The 20,415-nt window shown below is 63.1% G+C and carries 21 protein-coding genes; 14 read left to right on the top strand and 7 right to left on the bottom strand.

The genetic code is table 11. From position 1 onward, the window contains the following. The first annotated feature begins 3 nt into the window (after positions 1 to 3). On the top strand, positions 4 to 480 hold the full coding sequence (locus AC5RUQ_RS15830) for a YbaK/EbsC family protein (RefSeq protein WP_493948298.1): 477 nt from the start codon (positions 4 to 6) through the stop codon (positions 478 to 480). A 132-nt stretch (positions 481 to 612) separates the two neighbouring features. Here AC5RUQ_RS15830 and AC5RUQ_RS15825 read toward each other — a convergent pair whose 3' ends face one another. Beyond that, the gene (locus AC5RUQ_RS15825; protein ID WP_430226160.1) at positions 613 to 2,211 is read right to left on the bottom strand and encodes an ABC-F family ATP-binding cassette domain-containing protein; all 1,599 of its coding nucleotides are present in this window, start codon (positions 2,209 to 2,211) and stop codon (positions 613 to 615) included. A gap of 258 nt (positions 2,212 to 2,469) precedes the next feature. Between AC5RUQ_RS15825 and AC5RUQ_RS15820 the strand changes: the two genes are divergently transcribed. Next, positions 2,470 to 2,892 (top strand): SRPBCC family protein, encoded by a 423-nt coding sequence (locus AC5RUQ_RS15820; RefSeq protein ID WP_493948297.1) that lies wholly within the window; start codon positions 2,470 to 2,472, stop codon positions 2,890 to 2,892. A gap of 19 nt (positions 2,893 to 2,911) precedes the next feature. Here the strand turns inward: AC5RUQ_RS15820 and AC5RUQ_RS15815 are convergent, their stop codons facing one another. Continuing rightward, entirely contained in the window at positions 2,912 to 3,307 is a 396-nt protein-coding gene (locus AC5RUQ_RS15815; RefSeq protein WP_493948296.1) for a hypothetical protein, read from the bottom strand. After that, a complete protein-coding gene (locus tag AC5RUQ_RS15810) occupies positions 3,286 to 3,798 on the bottom strand; it encodes a serine hydrolase domain-containing protein (RefSeq protein ID WP_493948446.1) in 513 nt (170 codons plus the stop codon). The genes AC5RUQ_RS15815 and AC5RUQ_RS15810 overlap by 22 nt, the downstream gene beginning before the upstream one ends. 233 nt (positions 3,799 to 4,031) lie before the next feature. Between AC5RUQ_RS15810 and AC5RUQ_RS15805 the strand changes: the two genes are divergently transcribed. From AC5RUQ_RS15805 to AC5RUQ_RS15785, 5 genes are all read left to right on the top strand, one after another. After that, positions 4,032 to 4,712 (top strand): hypothetical protein, encoded by a 681-nt coding sequence (locus AC5RUQ_RS15805; RefSeq protein WP_493948295.1) that lies wholly within the window; start codon positions 4,032 to 4,034, stop codon positions 4,710 to 4,712. After that, on the top strand, positions 4,709 to 7,051 hold the full coding sequence (locus AC5RUQ_RS15800; protein WP_493948294.1) for a multicopper oxidase domain-containing protein: 2,343 nt from the start codon (positions 4,709 to 4,711) through the stop codon (positions 7,049 to 7,051). Before AC5RUQ_RS15805 ends, AC5RUQ_RS15800 begins: the two co-directional genes overlap by 4 nt. A gap of 28 nt (positions 7,052 to 7,079) precedes the next feature. Then, on the top strand, positions 7,080 to 7,502 hold the full coding sequence (gene arfB / locus AC5RUQ_RS15795; protein ID WP_493948293.1) for an alternative ribosome rescue aminoacyl-tRNA hydrolase ArfB: 423 nt from the start codon (positions 7,080 to 7,082) through the stop codon (positions 7,500 to 7,502). 135 nt (positions 7,503 to 7,637) lie between these two features. Next, positions 7,638 to 8,702 (top strand): spore photoproduct lyase family protein, encoded by a 1,065-nt coding sequence (locus AC5RUQ_RS15790; protein ID WP_493948292.1) that lies wholly within the window; start codon positions 7,638 to 7,640, stop codon positions 8,700 to 8,702. Between the two features lie 54 nt (positions 8,703 to 8,756). Next, a complete protein-coding gene (locus tag AC5RUQ_RS15785; RefSeq protein WP_493948291.1) occupies positions 8,757 to 9,572 on the top strand; it encodes a hypothetical protein in 816 nt (271 codons plus the stop codon). On the opposite strand, the gene AC5RUQ_RS15780 is transcribed toward AC5RUQ_RS15785, so the two are convergent. Next, a complete protein-coding gene (locus AC5RUQ_RS15780; protein WP_493948445.1) occupies positions 9,573 to 10,505 on the bottom strand; it encodes an alpha/beta fold hydrolase in 933 nt (310 codons plus the stop codon). Positions 10,506 to 10,736: 231 nt separating this feature from the next. Here AC5RUQ_RS15780 and AC5RUQ_RS15775 point away from each other — a divergent pair, with 231 nt between their 5' ends. Beyond that, the gene (locus tag AC5RUQ_RS15775) at positions 10,737 to 11,159 is read left to right on the top strand and encodes a hypothetical protein (protein ID WP_493948290.1); all 423 of its coding nucleotides are present in this window, start codon (positions 10,737 to 10,739) and stop codon (positions 11,157 to 11,159) included. Between the two features lie 184 nt (positions 11,160 to 11,343). Further along, the gene (locus AC5RUQ_RS15770; protein WP_493948289.1) at positions 11,344 to 12,207 is read left to right on the top strand and encodes a CPBP family intramembrane glutamic endopeptidase; all 864 of its coding nucleotides are present in this window, start codon (positions 11,344 to 11,346) and stop codon (positions 12,205 to 12,207) included. A gap of 30 nt (positions 12,208 to 12,237) precedes the next feature. Here the strand turns inward: AC5RUQ_RS15770 and AC5RUQ_RS15765 are convergent, their stop codons facing one another. Continuing rightward, positions 12,238 to 13,263, bottom strand: coding sequence for a DUF808 domain-containing protein (locus AC5RUQ_RS15765; RefSeq protein WP_493948288.1), 1,026 nt, complete (start codon positions 13,261 to 13,263; stop codon positions 12,238 to 12,240). A gap of 222 nt (positions 13,264 to 13,485) precedes the next feature. On the opposite strand from AC5RUQ_RS15765, the gene AC5RUQ_RS15760 reads away from it, so the two are divergent. Together AC5RUQ_RS15760 and AC5RUQ_RS15755 are read left to right on the top strand one after the other, a co-directional pair. Further along, positions 13,486 to 13,923, top strand: a complete 438-nt coding sequence (locus AC5RUQ_RS15760; RefSeq protein ID WP_493948287.1) for a VOC family protein — start codon at positions 13,486 to 13,488, stop codon at positions 13,921 to 13,923. 650 nt (positions 13,924 to 14,573) lie between these two features. Continuing rightward, the gene (locus tag AC5RUQ_RS15755; RefSeq protein WP_493948286.1) at positions 14,574 to 15,626 is read left to right on the top strand and encodes a S66 family peptidase; all 1,053 of its coding nucleotides are present in this window, start codon (positions 14,574 to 14,576) and stop codon (positions 15,624 to 15,626) included. A 100-nt stretch (positions 15,627 to 15,726) separates the two neighbouring features. Here AC5RUQ_RS15755 and AC5RUQ_RS15750 read toward each other — a convergent pair whose 3' ends face one another. Further along, positions 15,727 to 16,131, bottom strand: a complete 405-nt coding sequence (locus AC5RUQ_RS15750; RefSeq protein ID WP_493948285.1) for an SHOCT domain-containing protein — start codon at positions 16,129 to 16,131, stop codon at positions 15,727 to 15,729. Between the two features lie 193 nt (positions 16,132 to 16,324). Further along, the gene (locus AC5RUQ_RS15745; protein ID WP_493948284.1) at positions 16,325 to 16,675 is read right to left on the bottom strand and encodes a hypothetical protein; all 351 of its coding nucleotides are present in this window, start codon (positions 16,673 to 16,675) and stop codon (positions 16,325 to 16,327) included. 1,722 nt (positions 16,676 to 18,397) lie between these two features. Between AC5RUQ_RS15745 and AC5RUQ_RS15740 the strand changes: the two genes are divergently transcribed. Genes AC5RUQ_RS15740 through AC5RUQ_RS15730 form a run of 3 tightly spaced genes read left to right on the top strand, consistent with a single transcriptional unit; the run spans position 18,398 to position 20,404 of the window. Further along, on the top strand, positions 18,398 to 19,042 hold the full coding sequence (locus tag AC5RUQ_RS15740) for a biotin transporter BioY (protein WP_493948283.1): 645 nt from the start codon (positions 18,398 to 18,400) through the stop codon (positions 19,040 to 19,042). Positions 19,043 to 19,052: 10 nt separating this feature from the next. Further along, positions 19,053 to 19,784, top strand: a complete 732-nt coding sequence (locus tag AC5RUQ_RS15735; protein WP_493948282.1) for an energy-coupling factor ABC transporter ATP-binding protein — start codon at positions 19,053 to 19,055, stop codon at positions 19,782 to 19,784. Further along, on the top strand, positions 19,781 to 20,404 hold the full coding sequence (locus AC5RUQ_RS15730; protein WP_493948281.1) for an energy-coupling factor transporter transmembrane component T family protein: 624 nt from the start codon (positions 19,781 to 19,783) through the stop codon (positions 20,402 to 20,404). Before AC5RUQ_RS15735 ends, AC5RUQ_RS15730 begins: the two co-directional genes overlap by 4 nt. The last annotated feature ends 11 nt before the right edge of the window (positions 20,405 to 20,415 follow it).

Here is a 20,415-nt window from a genome sequence, read left to right as displayed (position 1 = left end):
CGCATGACGGAGTACGACGGCGGCCCGGTCGGCCGGGTGAGGTTGGCGTTGGTACGCTCCGGCGTGGGCGACACTGTGCGGACCTTTCCGGCCGGCGTCCCGACAGCAGCCGCGGCGGCGGAGGCTTTGGTATGCGACCTCGCGGCAATCACCAACAGCCTGATCTTCGACCTCAACGGAGAGCCCTTGCTGATCCTTGCCAGCGGCGCAGCCCGCGTGGACACAAAGCTGGTGGCTGAGCAATTGGGTGAAGGCCGAATCCGCCGCGCCTCCCCGGAGTTCGTCCTGAAGCACACCGGTCAGCATGTAGGCGGAGTAGCCCCAGTTGGCCACCCCGAAAAGATCAGGACCCTCCTGGACGAGTCGCTCCAGAAGCACGAGCTCCTTTGGGCAGGCGCAGGCGACCACAACTCAATGTTCAGCATCACCTACCGGCAGCTTCAAGAAGTAACCGAAGCGATCGAACTGAAGGTGCGTTGAAGCGTAAGGCTCCAGAGGCACGAGCGAAGCGGCGTAGGTGATTTATGTAGCGTGCGTCAGAGGCGACGAAGGAGCCAGCACGCGGGAATCACCTACGCCGCGAAGCGGACGTAAGGCAGGCAGCGGGAAGGCTTACGCCAGGGTTATCAGGTCCAGGTAATCTTCGTTCCAGTGGTCCTCGACGCCGTCGGGCAGCAGGACGACACGCTCGGGGTTAAGGGCTTCGACCGCCCCTTCGTCGTGGCTTACCAGGACGACGGCGCCGCTGTAGTTCTTGAGGGCGCCCAGGATCTCGGCGCGGCTGGCGGGGTCGAGGTTGTTGGTGGGCTCGTCCAGGAGCAGGACGTTGGCGCTGGAGGCCACGATGGTGGCCAGGGCCAGGCGGGTCTTCTCACCGCCGGAAAGCACGCCGGCGGGCTTGTCGACGTCGTCCCCGGAGAACAGGAAGGAGCCCAGGATGCCGCGCACCTCTGCGTCCTTCATGTCGGGAGCAGCGGACCGCATGTTTTCCAGGACGGTGCGCTCGACGTCGAGAGTCTCATGTTCCTGGGCGTAGTAGCCCACCTTGAGGCCGTGCCCGGCGATCACGTCACCGGTGTCGGGCTTGTCCACGCCGGCCAACATGCGCAGGAGAGTGGTCTTGCCCGCGCCGTTGAGGCCGAGGATAACAACCTTGGAGCCGCGGTCGATGGCAAGGTCCACGTCGGTAAAGATCTCCAGTGAACCGTACGACTTGCTGAGGCCTTCGGCTGTCAGCGGAGTCCTGCCGCAGGGCGACGGGTCCGGGAAGCGCAAGGCTGCCACGCGGTCCTGCTCACGGACGGCCTCCAGCCCGCTCAGCAGGCGCTCGGCGCGCTTGGCCATGTTCTGCGCTGCGACGGCCTTGGTGGCCTTGGCCCGCATCTTGTTGGCCTGGTCGAAGAGGACCTGGGCCTTCTTCTCGGCGTTGGCACGTTCCCGCTTCCGGGCACGCTCGTCGGTTTCGCGCTGGGTGAGGTAGCGCTTCCAGTCCATGTTGTAGAAGTCGATCTGGGCGCGGTTGGCATCCAGCAGGAAAACCTTGTTGACGGTGGCTTCGAGCAGTTCGGTGTCGTGGCTGATCACGATCAGTCCGCCCTGGTGGTTTTTCAGGAAGTCGCGAAGCCAGGCGATGGAATCGGCGTCAAGGTGGTTGGTGGGCTCATCGAGGAGCATGGTCTCGGCATCCGAGTAAAGAATCCGGGCCAACTCCACGCGGCGCCGCTGGCCACCGGAGAGCGTCTTGAGCGGCTGGTTCAGGAGACGATCCGGCAGCGCGAGGTTGGAACAGATAGCGGCCGCCTCGGCCTCGGCCGCATAACCGCCGGCCGCCAGGAACTCGGACTCGAGCCGGTCATAACGGTTCATCGCCTTGCGCTGGACAGCGGCGTCCTCGCTGGCCATCTCTTCATGGGCCAGGCGGAGCTTGCCGACGGCGATGTCCAGGCCGCGGACGGACAGGATCCGGTCCCGCGCGAGCTGCTCCATGTCCGGGGTGCGGGGATCCTGGGGCAGGTAGCCGATCTCGCCGGTGCGGGTGACCTTGCCGGCAGCAGGGAGCCCCTCCCCTGCGAGAACCCGGGTCAGCGTGGTCTTCCCGGCGCCGTTGCGGCCCACCAGGCCAATCTTGTCTCCCTTGTCGATGCGGAAGCTCACCTGGTCCATCAGGAGCCGGGCGCCGGCGCGCAGTTCAAGATCCTGGACAGTAATCACAGCAGGTAAAGCCTTTCACAGAGGGATAAGCCGCGGCCCAGAGCGTCTGTGGTGGGCGTGGGCGGCAATGGCCGGAGAACGGCCCATCCAAGTCTACCGTCCGCGCCTGCGCTGTAGAACCGCAGGACGGGTGGGGTTGTACGGTTCCAGCTCCCGGGCGGCGATCGCGTTTCCGCCTGCACCATGTCGGGCAGGGAAACGAAGAACTGCCATACTCTGACAATGGCCGTCTACTTTGAGTGCACAACGCATACAAGCATGCCCAGACCGGAGCTGTTTGACCTGGCCCGGAGCGTCGACGCCCATAAGGAATCGATGGCTGCGTCCCGTGAGGAAGCCATTGCCGGGGTGACCTCGGGCCTCATCTCGCTGGGTAACGAAGTAACTTGGCGGGCCTGGCATTTCGGCCTGCCGCTGAGGATGACAAGCCGGATCACCGAGCTGCGGGCACCCGAATATTTTGTGGATGAGCAGGTTCGGGGACCGTTTCGGCGGTTCCGGCACGTGCACGAATTCAGGGAGGATCCTGCCGGGACCACAATGGTGGACCGGATCGAGTTCGAGGCTCCTTTCGGACTCCTAGGTCGCCTAATCGAAAGACTGGTCCTGGCCCGCTACCTCCAGAAGCTCATCGAGGCAAGGAACCGTCACCTGGCCGGTGCGCCCACTTGCGGGCTTTAGCTGCGCGAACTGAAACTGATCATGCCCAGGGCAGGCTCTTGAGCCGGGTAAAGAGGCGATCGACGTCCCAGGCGGCAGTTGTGTTGGCCATGGCAACCAGGGCCAACCGGTCCTCAGGGTAAATGCGCATGGCGTTCCAGAAGCCGTCACCGGTCCCGTAGTATTCGACGAATCCAGGGCTGCGCGTGGCATCCGCCGGTTTGCGGAACCAGCCGATGCCATGGTCGAAAGGCTTGCCGGAGGCGTGGATAGTCCGCATCTCGTCGATGTCGTCCTGTCTCAGAACCGGATGCGGGTCCGTAGCCGCGGCAGCATGCGCCGCGGCTAGCCGGGAGGCGTCGGCAGCAGTGCCGTCGAGGCCACCGTACGCGGCGCCGTTCACCAGGAGCGGGTTCAGGCTCGTGTAGCGTCCCACCTGCGGTCCACCACCCCTTTCGGCAGAATCCGGACCAGCACCGGCCGAAGGAGAGGTGCCGTGCGCATATATCCCACCGCACGTGGAGCCGCGCTGTTATAGCCGTATCCTGTCGCGGTCATGCCCAACGGGTTGAGCACCAGGTCCTGGACGCATAACTCCACGGGGCGTCCAGCGGCGGCCTCCATGACTTCGCCCGCCAGCAGGTAACCAATGTTGGAGTAGGCTGCCCGGCTGCCAACCGATGTGTGTGGTGTCCCGTGGTGCGGACGATGCAGGCCTGCCGGTTTGGGACTGCCGCATGATGCTCGGGGCGATCCACCGCACCGGCAGGGGGTTGCCCAGTCCCGCAGTGTGGGTGAGGAGCTGCCTCGTGGTGGGTGACCGTGCCGCGGGTGTGGGCGGTAGCCACGGAGATAGGTGCCAATCGGGGCGTCGAGGTCGAGGAGTCCGTCGGCGTGCAGCCTCATTGCGGCTGTGGCGGTGGCGATTTTTTGGGGGGCTGCCCGCCCGGCTCCGGAAACGGCTGGTCAGCAGTATTCATGACTCAGAGTGGCAGCCAGGGCACCGGTTGCACCAGTGGTTTTGGACCAAACCGGTGAACTGAACGGCATTACGGCAATACCCTGCTGAACCACATCGAGACACCCTCCTAGCTGCCCCCAAGGTTTCCGCAGGTGGTTGCCAGCAGGATGATCCCAATCCGCGAATACAGGGAGACGACATGAATTCTCAATCAAGCCATTTCACTAGTCGAAGCCTCAGTCGCCGCCAGTTCGGATTGGTGCTGAGTGGTGGCGCTTTCCTGCTGCTGGCCGGCGGTACCTATGGCATTGCCGGGCGGAGTCGGGAGAACACAACCACGAGCGTGGCCACGGGATTTGGGTCCCTGGCAATTGTTCGGGCCGGACGCCTCGCGCGGCTCGATGCCCAGGGACAACCGGCCTTCAAGACCTTGGCGGCCGCTGCTTCCCACATGAAGGCCGGCGGCGCCGGAGGCGGTATGCGGATTCGGCGTGTCAGTACCACAACGCAGCCCAGCCCCGACGTTCACGGCCACGACGACGGGACGTTGAGAGACGCGGCGGGGCCGGAACCGCTGAACCTCACCTGGGCCGACGTCGTACTGCTCGAGGTGCAACTTCAGAATGCCGGGGCGGTGCCGGTGCTTTTCAGTCCGGGCCAGCTCCGGCTAAAGCTGGGTTCATCGGCGGTAACAGTCACGCCGCGTGATTCCGACCGCGACCCCGGCCCGATAGCACCACACAGCTCGGAGCACCTACTGATCAGCTACCTGGCGCCGCGTGATTCCCCGGAGCTGGCGCTGGACTACTCCGACGAGCAGCAGGACCGGACCTACCGGCTGGCGCTCCCGTCCCTTACTACGAACGAGGTCCGGTCATGAGCCTACTGGACTTCCATATCAACGAGGGGTATGTGGCGATGGTGGACGGTTCCCTGGTCTACCACCGGGGCTTCGGCGAGCGCCGCACCATCGTGTCGGACATCAGTCCGTCCTTGTCCATGGGCCCGCGGGTCTTCACGGCTGCCGGAGACGTTGTGGCAAGCCGGACTTATCCGCTCACCGCTCCGCCGCCTCCGCACGGCAGGCCAGCCCCGCTGCAGCCTGACCCGGCAAATCCCGGACAGTACCTGGTGAGGAAGGAATACTGGGCCAGCTACTTTCCGGACCGGACCCTCATCGCCGAAACAGGCAGCACCATCCGGATTTTGGTGCACAACCATCTTTCGCAGGAACACGAACTCCGGTTCCATATCGCCCCTGCGGGCGGGGATAAGGGCACGGGCGCCATAGCTCCCGGAGCATCAACTCTCCTTGAGTTCGAAGCTCCCCCGCCGGGAACTTATCTGTTCTCGGACCCGGGCAACGAACCGGTGGAACGGACCCTTGGCCTCTACGGCGCGCTGGTGGTCATAGACCCGGCCAACGCCTGGCGGCTCGTCCCCGGCGGGAGCGAGTTCGAACGCCAGTGGCTGTGGTTGTGCCATGACGTGGATCCTCAGTGGGCCCGCATCGCGTCCCGGGGCCAAACGGTCAATCCCGCCTCAACGCCGGCCGCGCCCCGGTACTTCACCCTTAACGGGTACTCCGGCTTCCAGTCGCTGGCCGTTACCACCAATGAGGAATTCAACGAACTCCGGGAGCAGGACACGCTGCCCTCAGGCCACCCGCGCGAAACCGATGTGCGCAACTTCAGCGCCTCGCCGGCCCAGGGCGCCGTCCGCACCGGCCAGCTGATGAGGATGGTCAACGCCGGCATCGTGGACCACCAACTGCACTACCACGGTAACCACGTCTGGACAGTCCGTGCCAACGGCCGTGATTTCCCCCGCGAAGGTGGATCGGTCAGCCCGGAGGGTGACGTCATCCTGCAGCACTGGGAGGACACCATTCAGCTGGAGCCGTTGGACCGCAAGGAGTCAATGCTCCCCGTCCGGCGCCCACCCGAGGTGGTGGATCCGGTGTGGGACGCCCGAACCGAAGACTGGAAGTATCCGATGCACTGCCACGCGGAGCCCTCGCAGACCGCGGCCGGCGGACTTTACCCCGGCGGCCTCGTCGCTGATTGGGTACTGGCCGCGGGCACCAACCCAGAATCGGGCCTTCCGAGCACCACCGACGACGCCCATCACAAATACCGGAGCCAGGTGGAGTTTGCTTCGGACCAGCCTCACGAGGGAAGCCCGGAAACCAAGTTCCGCCAGCGCCCCGACGTCAGAATGGAGTTCGACTTCTTCAACAAGAAACTGAAACTCCCTAACGGCCCCGAACTTGAATTTTGGAGTTTCGAGCACGGCAAGTCAGGGCGGGGGCTCCCCGGACCGTTGTTGCGGCTGACGGAGGGACAACTGTTTCACGGAACCATCAAACCCAGTAAGAGGGTCCACACCATCCACTGGCATGGCATCGAACCTGATCCCCGGAATGACGGCGTAGGCCACACCTCCTTCGAAGTTACCGGCCACTACACCTATCAGTGGAGGCCAGACGTCGGCGAGGCCGGGAACCCCAACCGCGGCTCGGCGGGAACGTACTTCTATCACTGCCACGTCAACACACCCCTGCACGTACAGATGGGCATGTTCGGGCCCATCATCGTGGATCCGCCGGTCAACTCGACCACCCCGGCGCCGAAAGGAACCCGCCGCCACTCGACGGACGGCCCGCTGTACGACATCGCCACCGAGACGTTGATTGCCCCCTATTCGATCGACCCGCGTTGGCACGAACTGAACCATGCAGCCGGGTTGTCCGGGGACGACGCAGGCCTTAACCGCTTCGACCCCAAACACTTCGTTCTCCTGGGCGGCACCATTCCCACCAGACCCAAAGGGGACAGCGTATGGAGCATCAGCGCGATGCGCGCGAACGTTCCCCGGCCCGGCTACGCGCCCACCCTCGTCCGCATGGTGAATGTGGACTACTTCCCCACCCTTACGCGGTTTCTCGATGCGGCCGGCAAACCGGCTGAGATTGCCGAACTAATCGCCCACGATGGCCGCCCCTTCTGGAACACCCCCAACCCGGACGGTCCGGCGGTTCAGCCCGCGGTGGCTGGCCAGTCGCTGGTAACCAGCGTCCTTAAGTCGGGTGCTGCCGAGAAGTTTGACTTCCTGCTCCGCCCGCCGGCGGCAGGACGGTACACCATCGCGGTCGACTTCCTGCACTGGATTACAGGCCAGGTCCTGGCGACCCGGACCGTGACCGTTAACGCTTCTTGAAGGTCCCACACCATGTCACGCTGGTTGCATGGAACTGGAAGTGCTGCCCGGGCTGACGATCCCAGCGTCCGAACTCGACTGGCGGTTTTCGCGGTCGTCCGGCCCAGGCGGTCAGCACGTCAACACCTCGGACAGCCGGGTCGAACTCTCGTGGAACGTCAGGGAATCATTGGCGCTTTCAGACAGCCAACGGCTGATCCTGCTGACGCGTCTCGGACCACGCCTCATCGGCGGGGTAGTAACGGTGGCCGCTTCCGAGCGGCGCTCGCAGCTGCGCAACCGCGAGATCGCACTGGCCAAGCTCGCCGACCTTGTGGCAGGGGGCCTTGCTCCTGCTGCACCCGGCCGCCGGGCAACCAAACCTACCCGCGGTTCCAACCGCCGCCGCCTCGTCGCCAAGAAACTGCGGTCAACAACCAAACAGCAACGCAGGCGGCCGTCGGCCGAGTAGCGGACGGCGAGCGCTGAAGAGTTTGCGGAGCTGAAGGCGCAGGCGGGACCCAGGGAGGTAGCGGTTCGCCGCCAGCACAAGATGCCTTGGGCTTAATCGGCCGCGGCATGTTTGGCAGCTTGGGAGAATGAAGGCATGGAATTCAACCGGCTGCTGCAGATCCGGCGCATCTATGCGCAGCCTGCTGCCCTGGAGCTGCCCCGGGGCAAGGAGATCGTCGAACGCTGGCCGGACGCCGACGTCGTACTGGTGGAAAACCACTGGAATATCCCGGAGGTGCACGGCGATGAAACGAACGTGCCGCGCTGGTCCCGGATCAAGACGGAGGCCCTGGTCCTCGGCGTCAAGAAGGCGCTAACCGTCAAGCCGAACGGCCGATCAGCGGATTTCATTGCCCCCTCCACCGCGAACGGCTGCGCCATGGCATGCGCCTACTGCTACGTACCCCGGCACAAGGGGTACAGCAACCCGGTGACCGTGTTTGCGAACATCGACCAGATTGCCGGAGTGCTTGAGCGGCACGCCACCCGCCAGGGCATGAAGCTGGAGCCCAACCAGTGCGACCCGGACCTGTGGGTCTACGACATCGGTGAAAACAGCGACTGCTCCGTTGACGCGCTGATCAGCGACAACGTGGAGGATCTTGTCACCCTTTTCCGCGATCTGCCCACAGCCAAGCTGTCTTTTGCCACCAAGTACGTGAACCCGGCCATGCTCGGCTGGGACCACGGCGGCCGCACCAGGATTCGCTTCTCACTTATGCCCGCTGATCTGGCGAAGTCGGTGGACGTCCGGACCTCACCGGTGGGTGAACGCATAGCTGCAATCAACGACTTCGTTGATGCCGGGTACGAGGTGCACGTCAACTTTTCCCCCGTCATCATTACCGACACCTGGCTCACTGATTGGGAGGACCTGCTGCGCCAGCTCGATGCCACCCTCACGGATGCCGCAAAAGCCCAGCTCGCGGCGGAAGTCATCTTCCTGACCCACAACGAGCGGCTCCACGAGGTCAACCTGGGGTGGCATCCGCAGGCCGAGAACGTGCTGTGGCGTCCGGACCTGCAGGAAGCGAAGGTCTCCTCCAACGGTTTCACCAACGTTCGCTACCGTTCAGGAACCAAAGGACGCTACGTGCGGCAACTTACGGCGCTCATTGAGCAGATCGCGCCGTACTGCCGGATCCGCTACGCGTTCTGAGGACGATCGCCTCCCCTGCCGGCGCCTGACATGCAGCGCTAAACTGGACCAATCATGATTGGTGCCCGTACCCGTCTTCTCGCCTGGCTCGTCGCCTTGGCGGCCTTCCTCGCGGGTTGTGTGCCCGCGATCGGCCTCGATGACGCCGATACCGGCCGCCCGATCCCGCCGTCCTCGGCACCTTCAGCCTCCGTCGACGTCGCCCTCCCGCCTCAGGGGACCCCCACCCCCACTCCGACGGTGGTTCCCGCGCCACCGCCTGTGCCCCAGCCGTTCGCGCTCAACCTCTATCAGGAGGGGGACTTCGTGCCGCAGTACACCTTCGACTGGTGTGTTGCAGCGAGCATCCAGATAGCGCACAACCTGATAGACGACACCGGCGGCGGCACGTGGGGCGACCGCGCCCACCAGGGCGAACTCTGGGACATGGCCCGGGCCCGGTCGTCCAACTCGTTCAACGGCGCCAACCCTTTGGGCTGGGCGCAGGTCCTGACCGAAGTTGGGATGGGGCCGTACTCCGTTGTCAGCGTCGGCAACTATGAGGACGCGCTGCAGACGGCGGCCCGCGCCATCGCTGACACCGGCAGGCCGGTGGGGCTGGTTATGTGGAGCGGTCGCCACGCGTGGGTGATGAGTGGCTTCGAGTCACTCGGCGATCCAAAGCAGTTCCCGGAGTTTTCGGTCACCGGCATCCGCGTCCTGGATCCGCTCTACCCGCACGGCAGCGGGCAGTGGGGTCCGTCGCCCGAGCCGAACAGCCTGCTCACCCCCGAGCAGCTGGCTGCGCAATTCGTTATCCGCGAGCCGCGGCGCTGGAGCACCGACATGCCAGCCGGCTACCTGCTGGTGCTGCCGCGGGCCCAGGCCTGATCACGGCTTCGCTCCCCCGAGTTCTGCGCCCCGTTTGGCCGCGATATCTTCCACTGCCCGCGTCAGTGCCGCCATGGATGAAGGGCCGCCATGCCCTTCATCCTCAATGACGACAAGGCAGCTTGATTCCCAAAGCCGGTGCAGCTGCCAGGCAGTGACGACGGGGCCGCTGACGTCCCGCCGGCCATGAATCAGGTAACCGGCGATGCCATTGAGCTCGTGAATCCGCGGGAGAATTTCCCGTCCGGCGACGAGAAACCCGTCCCTGGCCCAGTAGTGCGTCACCAGAAGAGCGAACGTCATACGCTCCCGCTCGTCTTCAAACAGGAGGCCAGGAAGCCAGCTGGGGTCCAAGGATATGTGCGTAGACTCCCAACGGTCCCAGGCCAGGGCGGCCAGTCGGGCGTCTTCGCGATCCTGGCCAGCCAGCCGGCGGGCGTAAGCCTCAACCAGTCGTTCACCCGGGGCTGCCTTGGCCGCATGCGCGAACTTAGCCCAAGCTTCAGGAAAGATGCGCCCGACATCCTCTGTGATCCATTGGATCTCTTCCCGGCTGCTTGTTGTCACCGCCACCAAAGCGATACCCAACACCCGCCGGGGATGTTCCAAGGCATAGGCGAGGGCAAGCGTGCTGCCCCAGGAAACTCCGGTGACGATCCACTTTTCTACGCCCAGGTGCTCCCTGACGGCCTCAATGTCTTCGATCAAAGTTTGGGTCGTGTTCTCCGACAGGTGGTCCAGGTCGTCCTGGGCAGCAGGTGCGCTCTTGCCACAACCGCGCTGGTCCAATCCGATGATGCGGAATCGGCTGTGGTCATGGCGTTGACGGTAACCGCCTCGACCAAGGGAACCACCCGGGCCGCCGTGAAGGTAAAGGACTGGAATGCCAGCAGGTTCGCCCGTTGCCTCCCAATAAATTCTGGCATGGGGCACGTTCACCCAGCCGGATTCTGTCGTTGTTTGTCCGCCCGTCACCTGCCCCACAGTATTCGACCTTGGACCGAACTGGACGTTAGCGCCTCCCGTACAGGAGTCTCCCTTGACAGGGCTGAAGCCCGGGGACTCTTATCGAGTACAAATGAGAAAAGAGAGGGGGTGGCGGCTAGCCCGCCCACTCAAACTATCCCGGGGAATGAATCCCGCCTGCGGACGGGAGCCGCTCTCATGACGCTTGCCGGGCTGGCTTTCGTGGGGTACGCCGTCGTCTTCCTGGCATCCAACTTCACGGGCGCTTTCCTTGAGCTGGGCATTGGCCCCGACCAAGTGGACAAGGGGAAAGCTGAGGTCGAGGCCTTCAGCCCGGAGCTGTACCACTACATCAGCCATCTGCACATTGCGCTCAGCGGCTTCATCGCTGCAACAGGCCTGGCCATCACAGCCTTGTCCTGGTACGGGGTGCGGAGAGGAGTGCGGTGGGCTTTCGCCTCAGCGGTAATCGTCCCACCGTCGGACTCGCAGTTGCCCTCCCCGCACATTACCCGTGGGGCCTGGCCACGCTGGGACTTCTCGGCCCGGTCTACCTCGCTATGCTCATTTTCCTCGCAGGTGTCGCGGCAGCCTACGGCGGAATGCGAGACCCTGCGATGAAACATCACTGACACACTTGCGGGTGCAACTGCAGTGGACGCTCATCCTTTTTGCTTGATCACAGTCCTCAGAGGGCAGAGAATGGTCCTGATTCCCACGTCAGCGGCTCAGCGCTCCTTCGGCACGTGGCGGCATGCGCTGCGGTGCCCTCCCTAACCGGAAAATCTAGGAAGCGGTACTGCTGATGAGCTCGCCTGGTTCTAGTAACGCTCCCCTGTCCCTCATCAAACATCATCCGGTGGCAGCGTTCCTGCTCATCGTCCTCCTATTGTCCTGGACTGGCCAGATCCTGTCCCTCTTGCTGCTGGGGGACATCCTGCCGGGAATCCTCGCCGAGCTGGTGATACTGCTGGGCACGGCCATCCTGGTCACGGGCGTCGCCGACGGCCGGCCCGCGGTCCGCGAGCTGTTCCGCCGGACGTTCCGGTGGAGGGTAGCTCCGGCGTGGTACGTGGCAGCACTGCTGGGCCTTCCCGCGCTAACGGCGCTCATTGCTGCAGCCACCGGAACGTTCCATCCGCCCGCCGCGGGCTGGGGGCCGCTGTTGGGCAACTATCTGCTGAACACCCTGATCATCGGTGCCCTCTTGGGCAACATCTGGGAGGAGCTCGCCTGGACCGGCGTGGTGCAGCACCGAATCATGGACCGGCGCGGACCTGTCATTGCCGCCCTGCTGACCGCCATCCCGTTCGCACTCATCCATTTACCGTTCGCCTTTGCCGAGAGGGGCTTCTCCGGCACGCCCTGGAGCGACGTGGCAATCTCCTGGCTGGTCCTGTTCCTTTTTGCCCCGTTCTTCCGCTTACTCATGGGAATCGCCTACCTGGGAACGGGGTACAGTCTGTTCATCGTGGGGCTGCTGCACGCGTCCTTCAATGCCTCAATGTCAACCAAGCTGGACGTATTCGACGGCGAGTGGCAGCAGATCGCCGCCCTGATCCTCCTGTTGGAAGTCATTGCCGCAGGCAACGCCTTCCGCACCTCCCGCTCAAAGCGGGCACTTGTCGGTGGGGGCCCCGACATTCGCACAGCACAGGATCCCGCCTAGTGCCCTTTGTCTTCCCCCGTTGCCTGTGAGCTAGGAGGAGGGATCGGTGTTGCGTTTCGTCGGCCGGTAACCGGCGAGTTCGGCGCGGACGTCGCCCTCCTCGTGGCTGCCCTTCTTTTTTCCGAATGGCAGCGCTTTGAGCAGCGGATGCACGATTGCCATGACGACGATGCCCCAAGTGAGCCCGATGACGGCTGAGCACAAGGTGTTCACGAGCCAGGCCAGGAAGCTGCCAACCACTGCGATCCCGGCGAAGGGGTGCTCGAGGACATGGACTATGTCATACGGACCGTGCCAGCCGAGGTCGTAGGCACCCTGCAGCATGATGTGGCCGCCGACCCACAGCATGGCAATGGTCCCGATGAAGGTTATCGCGGCCAGCACGGCGGGCATCCCCTTGACCAGCAGCTCGCCGAAGCGCTTGGCGCCCGCTGAATCTTTTGCGGCCAGGTGCAGGCCGATGTCGTCCATCTTGACGATCAGTCCGACCGCACCGTACACGAGTACAGTGATCACCAGGGCCACGACCACCAGGATAATCGCCCGGGACAACAAGGAATCTGCGGCCACCTCGTTCATCGAGATAACCATGATCTCGCAGGACAGGATGAAGTCGGTGGTGATGGCGCCCTTGATGACCTTGGCCTCGGCCTCGGGGCCGCGTTCAACCGCCGGGGCATCTTCCTCCGCGGTGTGGTGGCCGCGGAGCTTGTGCCAGACCTTTTCGGCGCCCTCGTAGCAAAGGTAGGTGCCGCCCAGCATGAGGATGAACGGGATGGCCCAGGGGACGAAGGCGCTGACCAGCAGCAGTGCCGGCAAGATGATCAACAGCTTGTTCCGGAGCGATCCCCAGAAGATCTTCTTGATCATCGGCAATTCGCGGGACGGGTCCGCCCCGGACACGTACTGCGGGGTGACGGCGGCGTCGTCGATCACCACGCCGGCGGCCTTGGCCCCCGCCTTGGCGGCCCCGGCGGCCACGTCATCCACTGAGGCGGCGGCTATGCGGGCCAGGGCTGCGACGTCGTCCAGCAGGGCGACGAGACCGCCGCTCACAAACCGCTCCCGCACTGCTCGAGGATGGACAGCTGGGCGTGGAAGCCTCGGTTTAGGCGCGTGATCGGCATGCTCAGATTATACGGTGGCGGGTGGTCCGCGACGGGCAGGGGCACTGGCAAGCCCCGGGCCTCGCTCGCCTCTGAGCCGGCTCGGGGGCTTGTTTAATCAGGTCCCGCCCGTCACTGGAGGTAATCGATTGGCCTTGGTAGGTTGCGACATATGGCCATCAAACTTGAGAATGTCGGTATCGCTGTTCGCGACCTCGAAGCGGCAATCGCCTTTTTCACCGACCTCGGGCTTACGGTCGTGGGCCGTGACACGGTCAGCGGGGAGTGGACTGACACCGCCGTCGGACTTGATGGCAACCACGCCAACATTGCGATGCTCCAGACCCCGGACGGTTACGGTCGACTTGAGCTTTTCGAATACATCCACCCTAAAGCTATCGAGTCGAAGCCAACCCGTCCCAACGATATCGGGATGCATCGCGTGGCCTTCTCGGTCGACGACATCGACACGGCCCTTGAGGTAGCTGCAAAGCACGGCTGTTATCCGCTACGTGGCGTGGCGACTTACGCCGATCTCTATAAACTTACGTACCTCCGCGGTCCCAGCGGAATCCTCGTGATGCTCGCCGAAGAACTGAAAAAAGACTGATCCAGTACGTTTCGGAAACCCCTTTACGGGTTCATCATTGCGAGAGGGCGCCTGCCGCCCTAATCATGCGGCTAGTAATTGCTGGGGAACATGGAGTCAAAGTTTGTACGCTACCAAGCAAGCAATCCCAACGGTCGTGGTAGCTACCCCGGAATTTTCGCTCTTGCCAACGGTTTGGCAAGAGACGGAAAACGCAGCGACAAAGACTGGGTCGCCTGGAGGAAAGCGAATAACCATTTCGATTCCGGGTATACCGACCCTTCAACTGTGGACAAGCTGATTTACGACCGGGCAATCAACTCCTCAGCGCAATCCTGGTTCAAGCACACGGCCACCGATCTATTCGTCGGAGTGTAGTTTTACACGCATCTACTTAGCCGCTATGGCGTAGGGTGGCAGGTGCTTCACTCGAATGACCCGGGAAACATTCTCTACGAAGACGACGTGCAGGTAGTCGTAGCGCCCCATGCAGTAGCCACCCGCTATTCAGTTTGATCTGGCTCCACAAGACGCCCATCTAGCGGCGTATAAAAGAAACACCGAGCGCGGTCCGTGATTCTCCTGACGAGTTTTACGAAGACAAGCCCCGGGCCGGGTGAGTTCGTTTGTGTGGAGAACCTATGTCTTTTCCACTGTGTTTGAATGGCGGGATGGAAAAACGCGGATCCATTGTGTCAGCACCCAAACTTCGTAGGGGCGACCGCGTGGCAATTCTGTCACCTTCGTTCGCTGCTCCCGGCTTCGCGCCTGCAGTTCACGAGCAGGCCATGAACCGGTTCACAGGCGTGACCGGACTGGTACCCGTGGAATTCCCGACGACACGGCATCTCGGTGCCACCGCCAGGGACCGCGCAGCCGACCTCAACACCGCCTTCGCTGACCCAACCATCCGAGCCATCCTCGCTACCATCGGCGGCGATGACCAGATCACGGTCATCCCTCATCTGGACGCCGAACTCGCCCGGGCCGACCCCAAGATATTTCTTGGTTACAGCGACAACACAAATCTGCTCAACTGGCTCTGGGCGAACGGCATTAGCGGTTTCTACGGTGGTTCCACCCAAGTACATCTCGGTCCGGGCCCCAGCATCGACGAAGACCACCTCACCTCCCTCAAGGCAGCCCTGATGAACGGCGGAGAGCTCACTATCACCGATCCCGGTGAATCCGAAGACTTCGGCCATGAATGGCGCGACCCCAAAGCCCTCGTTGAATTCGGTGAACGGGAGCCCACCGAACCCTGGGCATGGGCCGGGCCGGAGCGGCTGGTATCGGGACGCACGTGGGGCGGATGCCTGGAGGTCATCGACCAGCTTGCGTTGGCGGACCGCCTGCCTTCGGTTAGGGACCTGCACGGGTCCATCCTGCTGCTGGAAACCAGCGAGCTGACCCCACCCGCCGACTGGGTGAAGCGGTGGGTCCGCTGCCTCGGGGAGCGAGGCATCCTCAACGCGGTTCAGGGGATTCTCGTAGCCAGGGCACCAACCAGCAACTTTGAACACCGGCCGGAGCCCGATGAACGCTCCCGTCTGCGAGCCGCCCAGCGGGACGCGGTCATCGAGGAGGTCACCCGGTACAACCCCGAGGCCGTCATCTGCATCGGAGTCCCGTTCGGCCATACCCGCCCCCAGTGGATCCTGCCCTATGGCGGACGCATCACGATGAACGGATCAACGCGCACGATCCTCGCGTCCTACAGCTGATTATTGCTGACGGGCAAAAACCTGAGGCCCCTTCTCGGAACCCTGATTAGACAGGTTTCATGTCCGTCTGAACCTGTCCAATCAGGGCGGCACGCATAAGTCAGCTGTCTCCAAGGATGCGGCGCTTTGCGGCGCTGAACTCTTCGTCAGTAAGCGCGCCTCGTCCGTGCAGTTCGGCAAGGAGGGCAAGCTCGGCCGCCAGCGATCTCTTACCCATAATCTTGCCGACCATCACCCGTGGCCCTCTGGCGCGTTTAGCCCTCGCCGGCTCCAGCTCGTGGGTCCCTAAGGAACTGTTTACGGCGAAAGTGATTAGCAGGGTGATTAAGAGGACGCCCAGCGCAATGCCCAAAGGGACGCGGAAAGGCTCCGTCGCGTTTATCAAGACAGCCAGGATTGCCCCGGCAACAACTGCACACATCCCAGCCATCCGAAGCGACGACCGGCTAATACCGAACGTGAAGGTATATCCGTCAGCCTCGGTCGAAACCAAGCGCTCATTCATCTGCCGATGATAGCCCCGCTGACCCATACTGGACATCCTCCGGCCGGCGCATACACGCTCCCCATACATCGCTTGAGAATTCCCAACTCCATCCCCTACTGCCCTCAGAACTCTACGGTTTTGAGGCGTAGTGGTACGAGACCTCGAGTCGAGGCTAGGAGAACCGACCTGCTTTAGGCCTGGCTGCCGGGCGTCAGGATGCTGTTCCAGCCTTACCCTCGGGCACGAGGATGTCCTGGATCTTTGCCCACCCGGCAGACTCCAGGTCTTTGGTATCGAAGCTGTCCGCCACAAGGATTGCCGTGATCTGGTCCGGTCCGGAAGTCCTGAGCAACTCGCCTTCGGTGGCTTCACTGCAGCCGGCATTCCACAGCGCTGGGTCGGCAGGGACAGCAATAAGGCACGTGTTCTTGCCGTCAGCACCTTGGCCCAGAAAGTACTTCTTGCCGCCAGCCACTGCCGCGAGGACAACCTTATCCAGTTTGATTTCCGAGAGAGTGACCTCAGGGGGAAGATCGTTGGTTGATGCTGCCGCATCTTCCAAGACTTTCAGACCGGATGGACTGGAGCAGCCGGTCAGAAGAAGTCCGGCCGCGAAATAGCTTGCTAGAAATAAGGAGAAAGTTCGAGTTTTGATGGCGCTGCCCCCTCAGGCTGTCAGGTCCCGACATCATATCCACATGAGTATTGCTCGCCGTTGAACCAGTGCTTGGGCTAACAGAAGTAAGTCCTCCGGCACGATCCGCAACGAATGGTGTGACTAGCTCACGGGCTGCACTGCTTTACATAGTCGCAACTCGCAAATCTCTGGGTAGTGTTTTGAGGCGGAAAGATTTTAAGACACCGAGTTGGATGGGAACCTTTACCGGCACAAGAGTTAGGGATGTCGGCCAGACCGTTGTTGGCCCGCACGGCACCCTTTAGTCGTGTGCGGTTTCACCTTGGAGTATTTCTGTCGTTTCGTCCATGATGGGTCCCACTGTCCCGGGTTGGAGAGACATCAGTGTGAAGAGATCGGCCCACTAAGACCAGCGAGGCCCCGACGATGCTTGTGATCGTCTTCCCCCTGCCGGGGGCCTCGCGCGAGGACAGAATCAGGGCGATCCTCGAAAATGCCGCCGAGACAGCGGTGAAAGGATAGACGGGAATAAGCAGGAGAGCGCCAGCCACGACCAGGATGAACCGGGATGCAGGGATCGGGCCCTTTTGCGCGTGTAGAAGGGATTGCATGATCTATAGGCTCCTGTCTCGCCTCTTCAATTGTGCAGAGCCTACAACCAGAGCATTCCCAGTACATGCTTGAAGAGGGATTTCCGCCGCCGTTGTAACAGGATCCAGGCGAGGAACCATCTTCACGACGTACTTCGATGTTCCGCCGGGCAAAAGCAATCATCCGGCTCGTGGCGTGGCTCCGCTATCACAGTTACTGCGAAAACTGTTGGACTGCGCTGGGTATGAACCCCAAAGTGCTGATCAATGCCAGAGTGGCAATGCCGTACCCAAGGGCGAGGGCAGCGATTGCTAGCCACTTGCCTCGCTCGTCTCTGAGTTGGATTTGATTCAGGGCAACGTGGCCGGCGCCAACTGCAAAAACAGCAAGAACCGCGACCCCAAAAAACCAGAACCCCGATGCTGCTATGACAGCAAGAACAATCGCTGCAATGGACAGCTTGTTTAGTCCACCGGTTGCCGTGCGAGTCGGCTCTGTAGGCGTGCTCATTTGGTCCCCCAAGCTAGTTATGAGAGCGAGTCTAGCCCTGACCCTTCGTCCTGCGGAGGCTCGCCCACAACCCGTCCCGAAAGCCGGTCCTGCGCTGGAAGAGGCCCTCATGACCTGCGACGCCACTAACCCGACGAAAATTCGTCCCGTATCTCCCGTCCGATGCATTGTCCGGTGAATGGCGGCTATAAGACACTGCTGCTCATGAACTCAACAATGATGGCTACGCCAGAGTCTCTACGGATGAGCAAGACGTGACCGTGCAACGCGAAGCTCTCGTGTCCTGAAGATTGCTAAGGCCACAGGTCGGCTACGGGGAAAAAGCGCAAGCTTCCCCCAAACAGGAAGCACTCCTGGTCCAATTGCATGGCAACGGTGAACACACCGAGCCCGACCTATAGTGCAGCCCAAATCAAAGCACGATTGTGCCCAGCAATCAGCGCTGGGTGCCGGGCTTAGTAGACCCCCTACAAAATAGGGGCCGTCGCACCGCAGTAACGTCGGCAGTACATTAGATTCCGCTTGTACAACCCCGACAGGACTGCCATGAGCAACACTGACACTGCCGTCAAAACCACCTTGAACACCGGGCGCCGCCGCTGGAACGCCACCGACCTTGGGCTGATCGCCGTCTTCGCCGCCCTTGTCGCCGGCGCAGCATTGGTGCCCGGCCTGGCCGTCAACGGCTTCGGCGTGCCCATCACCTTCCAGACCCTTGCCGTGATGCTCACCGGTCTGGTGCTGGGCCCCGGAAGGGGCTTCGCCGCCGTCGGACTCTACGTCCTGCTGGGCCTCGCCGGCCTGCCCATCTTCAGCCAGGGCCGCAGCGGCCTGGGCATCCTTGCCGGCCCTTCCGCCGGCTACATCCTCGCCTTCCCCATCGCCGCGGGCGTCGTGGGCTGGCTGGCCACGGTGGTAATCCGCCGGACCACCAAAGCCCGGGCCTTGTGGCTGTTCCTGTCCGCCACTGTCACCAGTGTTGTGTTTGTGCACTCACTGGGCGTCGCGGGCATCGTCCTGAACACGAAGGCCACCCTCGAACAGGCCTTCCTGAGCGACGTCGTCTTCTATCCGGGAGACATCATCAAGAACATCCTGGCAGCAGTCATCGCCGTCGCACTCCACCGCGCCTTCCCGGACATCCTGGTGCGCCGCGTCCGGCGGAGCATCATCCAGCCTGCGAAGGCCTGAGGACCGCACCATGCCCGCAGTGACCTTTGACCAGGTAACCGTCGCCGTCGAGACGGACCACGCCCCGGAGCCCAAAGTCCTCCTTAGCGAGGTCAACCTCCGGCTCGAGGAACGGCGCATCGGCGTTATCGGCGCCAACGGCTCCGGGAAGTCCACGCTGCTGCGCCTGGTCAATGGCCTCGTCCAGCCCACGGCGGGCACTGTTTTGGTCGACGGCGAGGATACCGTCCGTGCCGTCCGCAAAGTACGGCGGAACGTCGGCTTTGTCTTCACCGATCCCCTGTCCCAGCTGGTGATGCCCACCGGCCGGGAGGACGTGGAGTTGTCACTCCGCCGCGCTGTGAAAAACGGCGCCGAGCGGCGGAACCAGGCTGAAGCAGCACTTGAACGTTTGGGGCTCCTGCACCTGGCGGACCAGAGCATCCATGAGCTCTCCGGCGGCGAACGCCAGCTCATGGCGCTCGCCGCCGTGCTCGCGGTAAACCCCGCGGTCCTGGTTTTGGACGAGCCGTCCACCCTCCTTGACCTCCGCAACCGTGAGCTCCTCCGCCGGACCCTGTCCGGGCTCGACCAGCAGATCATCATGTCCACCCATGACCTCGACCTCGCCCTGGAGATGGACCGGGTGCTGGTCATCGAACAGGGAGAAGTCGCGTTCGACGGCGGCCCGGCGGAGGCCGTGGCAGCGTACCGGGCGTTGTGCATGGACGGCTATCAAGCCCAGGGACCGGCCAGCCGATGAGGGGCCACGGCTTCCTCCTGGCCAACTATGTGCCGGGCCACTCCCCAATTCACCGGGCACCGCTGGCGCTGAAGTTCCTCCTGGTCTTCAGTTGCGGGCTGGCCTCGTTCGTCATCGTTGACTGGCGGGTTTCGCTGGCAGTACTGGGCGGGCTTGCCGGCCTCTTCCTGCTGACGGGCGCCGGCCTGAAACGCCTCTGGGCTGCCGTCCGGCCGCTCGCCGCTCTTCTGCTGGTCATCGGACTTTTCCAGTGGTGGCAGCTCGGAGCACCTACCGCTGCCCGGATCGTACTGAACATCCTCGTTTGTGTGGTGGCGGCGTCGCTGCTGACCGCCACCACACCGGTGCAGAGCCTGCTGGACGGAGTGGTCAAATTGGCCACCCCCTTCCGTCGGTTCGGCGCCGACCCCGAGCGGTTCGCCCTCACCATCGGCATCATGCTGCGGAGCATCCCCTACATCGCGGGCACTTTCGCCGACGTCCGTGATTCCGCGCGTGCGCGGGGGCTGGAGCGCAATCCCCGCGCCCTGATCCTGCCGGTGTTCATCACCTCCGTGGCCTTCGCCCGGCAGACGGGCGAGGCGCTCGCCGCCCGCGGATTGGGCGATGCCGAAGACTAAGCTCCCGGGAG

This window comes from Arthrobacter sp. MDT2-3 (assembly GCF_059090465.1).
Note: the sequence above shows the minus strand (reverse complement) of the source record. Positions and strands in the feature narration are given on the sequence as shown.

Bases quoted from the DNA above. Each gene is read 5' to 3' on its own strand.
- AC5RUQ_RS15830 (WP_493948298.1), top strand. From the start codon at position 4: ATGACGGAGTACGACGGCGGCCCGGTCGGCCGGGTGAGGTTGGCGTTG.
- AC5RUQ_RS15820 (WP_493948297.1), top strand. From the start codon at position 2,470: ATGCCCAGACCGGAGCTGTTTGACCTGGCCCGGAGCGTCGACGCCCAT.
- AC5RUQ_RS15805 (WP_493948295.1), top strand. From the start codon at position 4,032: ATGAATTCTCAATCAAGCCATTTCACTAGTCGAAGCCTCAGTCGCCGC.
- AC5RUQ_RS15800 (WP_493948294.1), top strand. From the start codon at position 4,709: ATGAGCCTACTGGACTTCCATATCAACGAGGGGTATGTGGCGATGGTG.
- arfB (WP_493948293.1), top strand. From the start codon at position 7,080: ATGGAACTGGAAGTGCTGCCCGGGCTGACGATCCCAGCGTCCGAACTC.
- AC5RUQ_RS15790 (WP_493948292.1), top strand. From the start codon at position 7,638: ATGGAATTCAACCGGCTGCTGCAGATCCGGCGCATCTATGCGCAGCCT.
- AC5RUQ_RS15785 (WP_493948291.1), top strand. From the start codon at position 8,757: ATGATTGGTGCCCGTACCCGTCTTCTCGCCTGGCTCGTCGCCTTGGCG.
- AC5RUQ_RS15775 (WP_493948290.1), top strand. From the start codon at position 10,737: ATGACGCTTGCCGGGCTGGCTTTCGTGGGGTACGCCGTCGTCTTCCTG.
- AC5RUQ_RS15770 (WP_493948289.1), top strand. From the start codon at position 11,344: ATGAGCTCGCCTGGTTCTAGTAACGCTCCCCTGTCCCTCATCAAACAT.
- AC5RUQ_RS15760 (WP_493948287.1), top strand. From the start codon at position 13,486: ATGGCCATCAAACTTGAGAATGTCGGTATCGCTGTTCGCGACCTCGAA.
- AC5RUQ_RS15755 (WP_493948286.1), top strand. From the start codon at position 14,574: ATGGAAAAACGCGGATCCATTGTGTCAGCACCCAAACTTCGTAGGGGC.
- AC5RUQ_RS15750 (WP_493948285.1), bottom strand. From the start codon at position 16,131: ATGAATGAGCGCTTGGTTTCGACCGAGGCTGACGGATATACCTTCACG.
- AC5RUQ_RS15740 (WP_493948283.1), top strand. From the start codon at position 18,398: ATGAGCAACACTGACACTGCCGTCAAAACCACCTTGAACACCGGGCGC.
- AC5RUQ_RS15735 (WP_493948282.1), top strand. From the start codon at position 19,053: ATGCCCGCAGTGACCTTTGACCAGGTAACCGTCGCCGTCGAGACGGAC.
- AC5RUQ_RS15730 (WP_493948281.1), top strand. From the start codon at position 19,781: ATGAGGGGCCACGGCTTCCTCCTGGCCAACTATGTGCCGGGCCACTCC.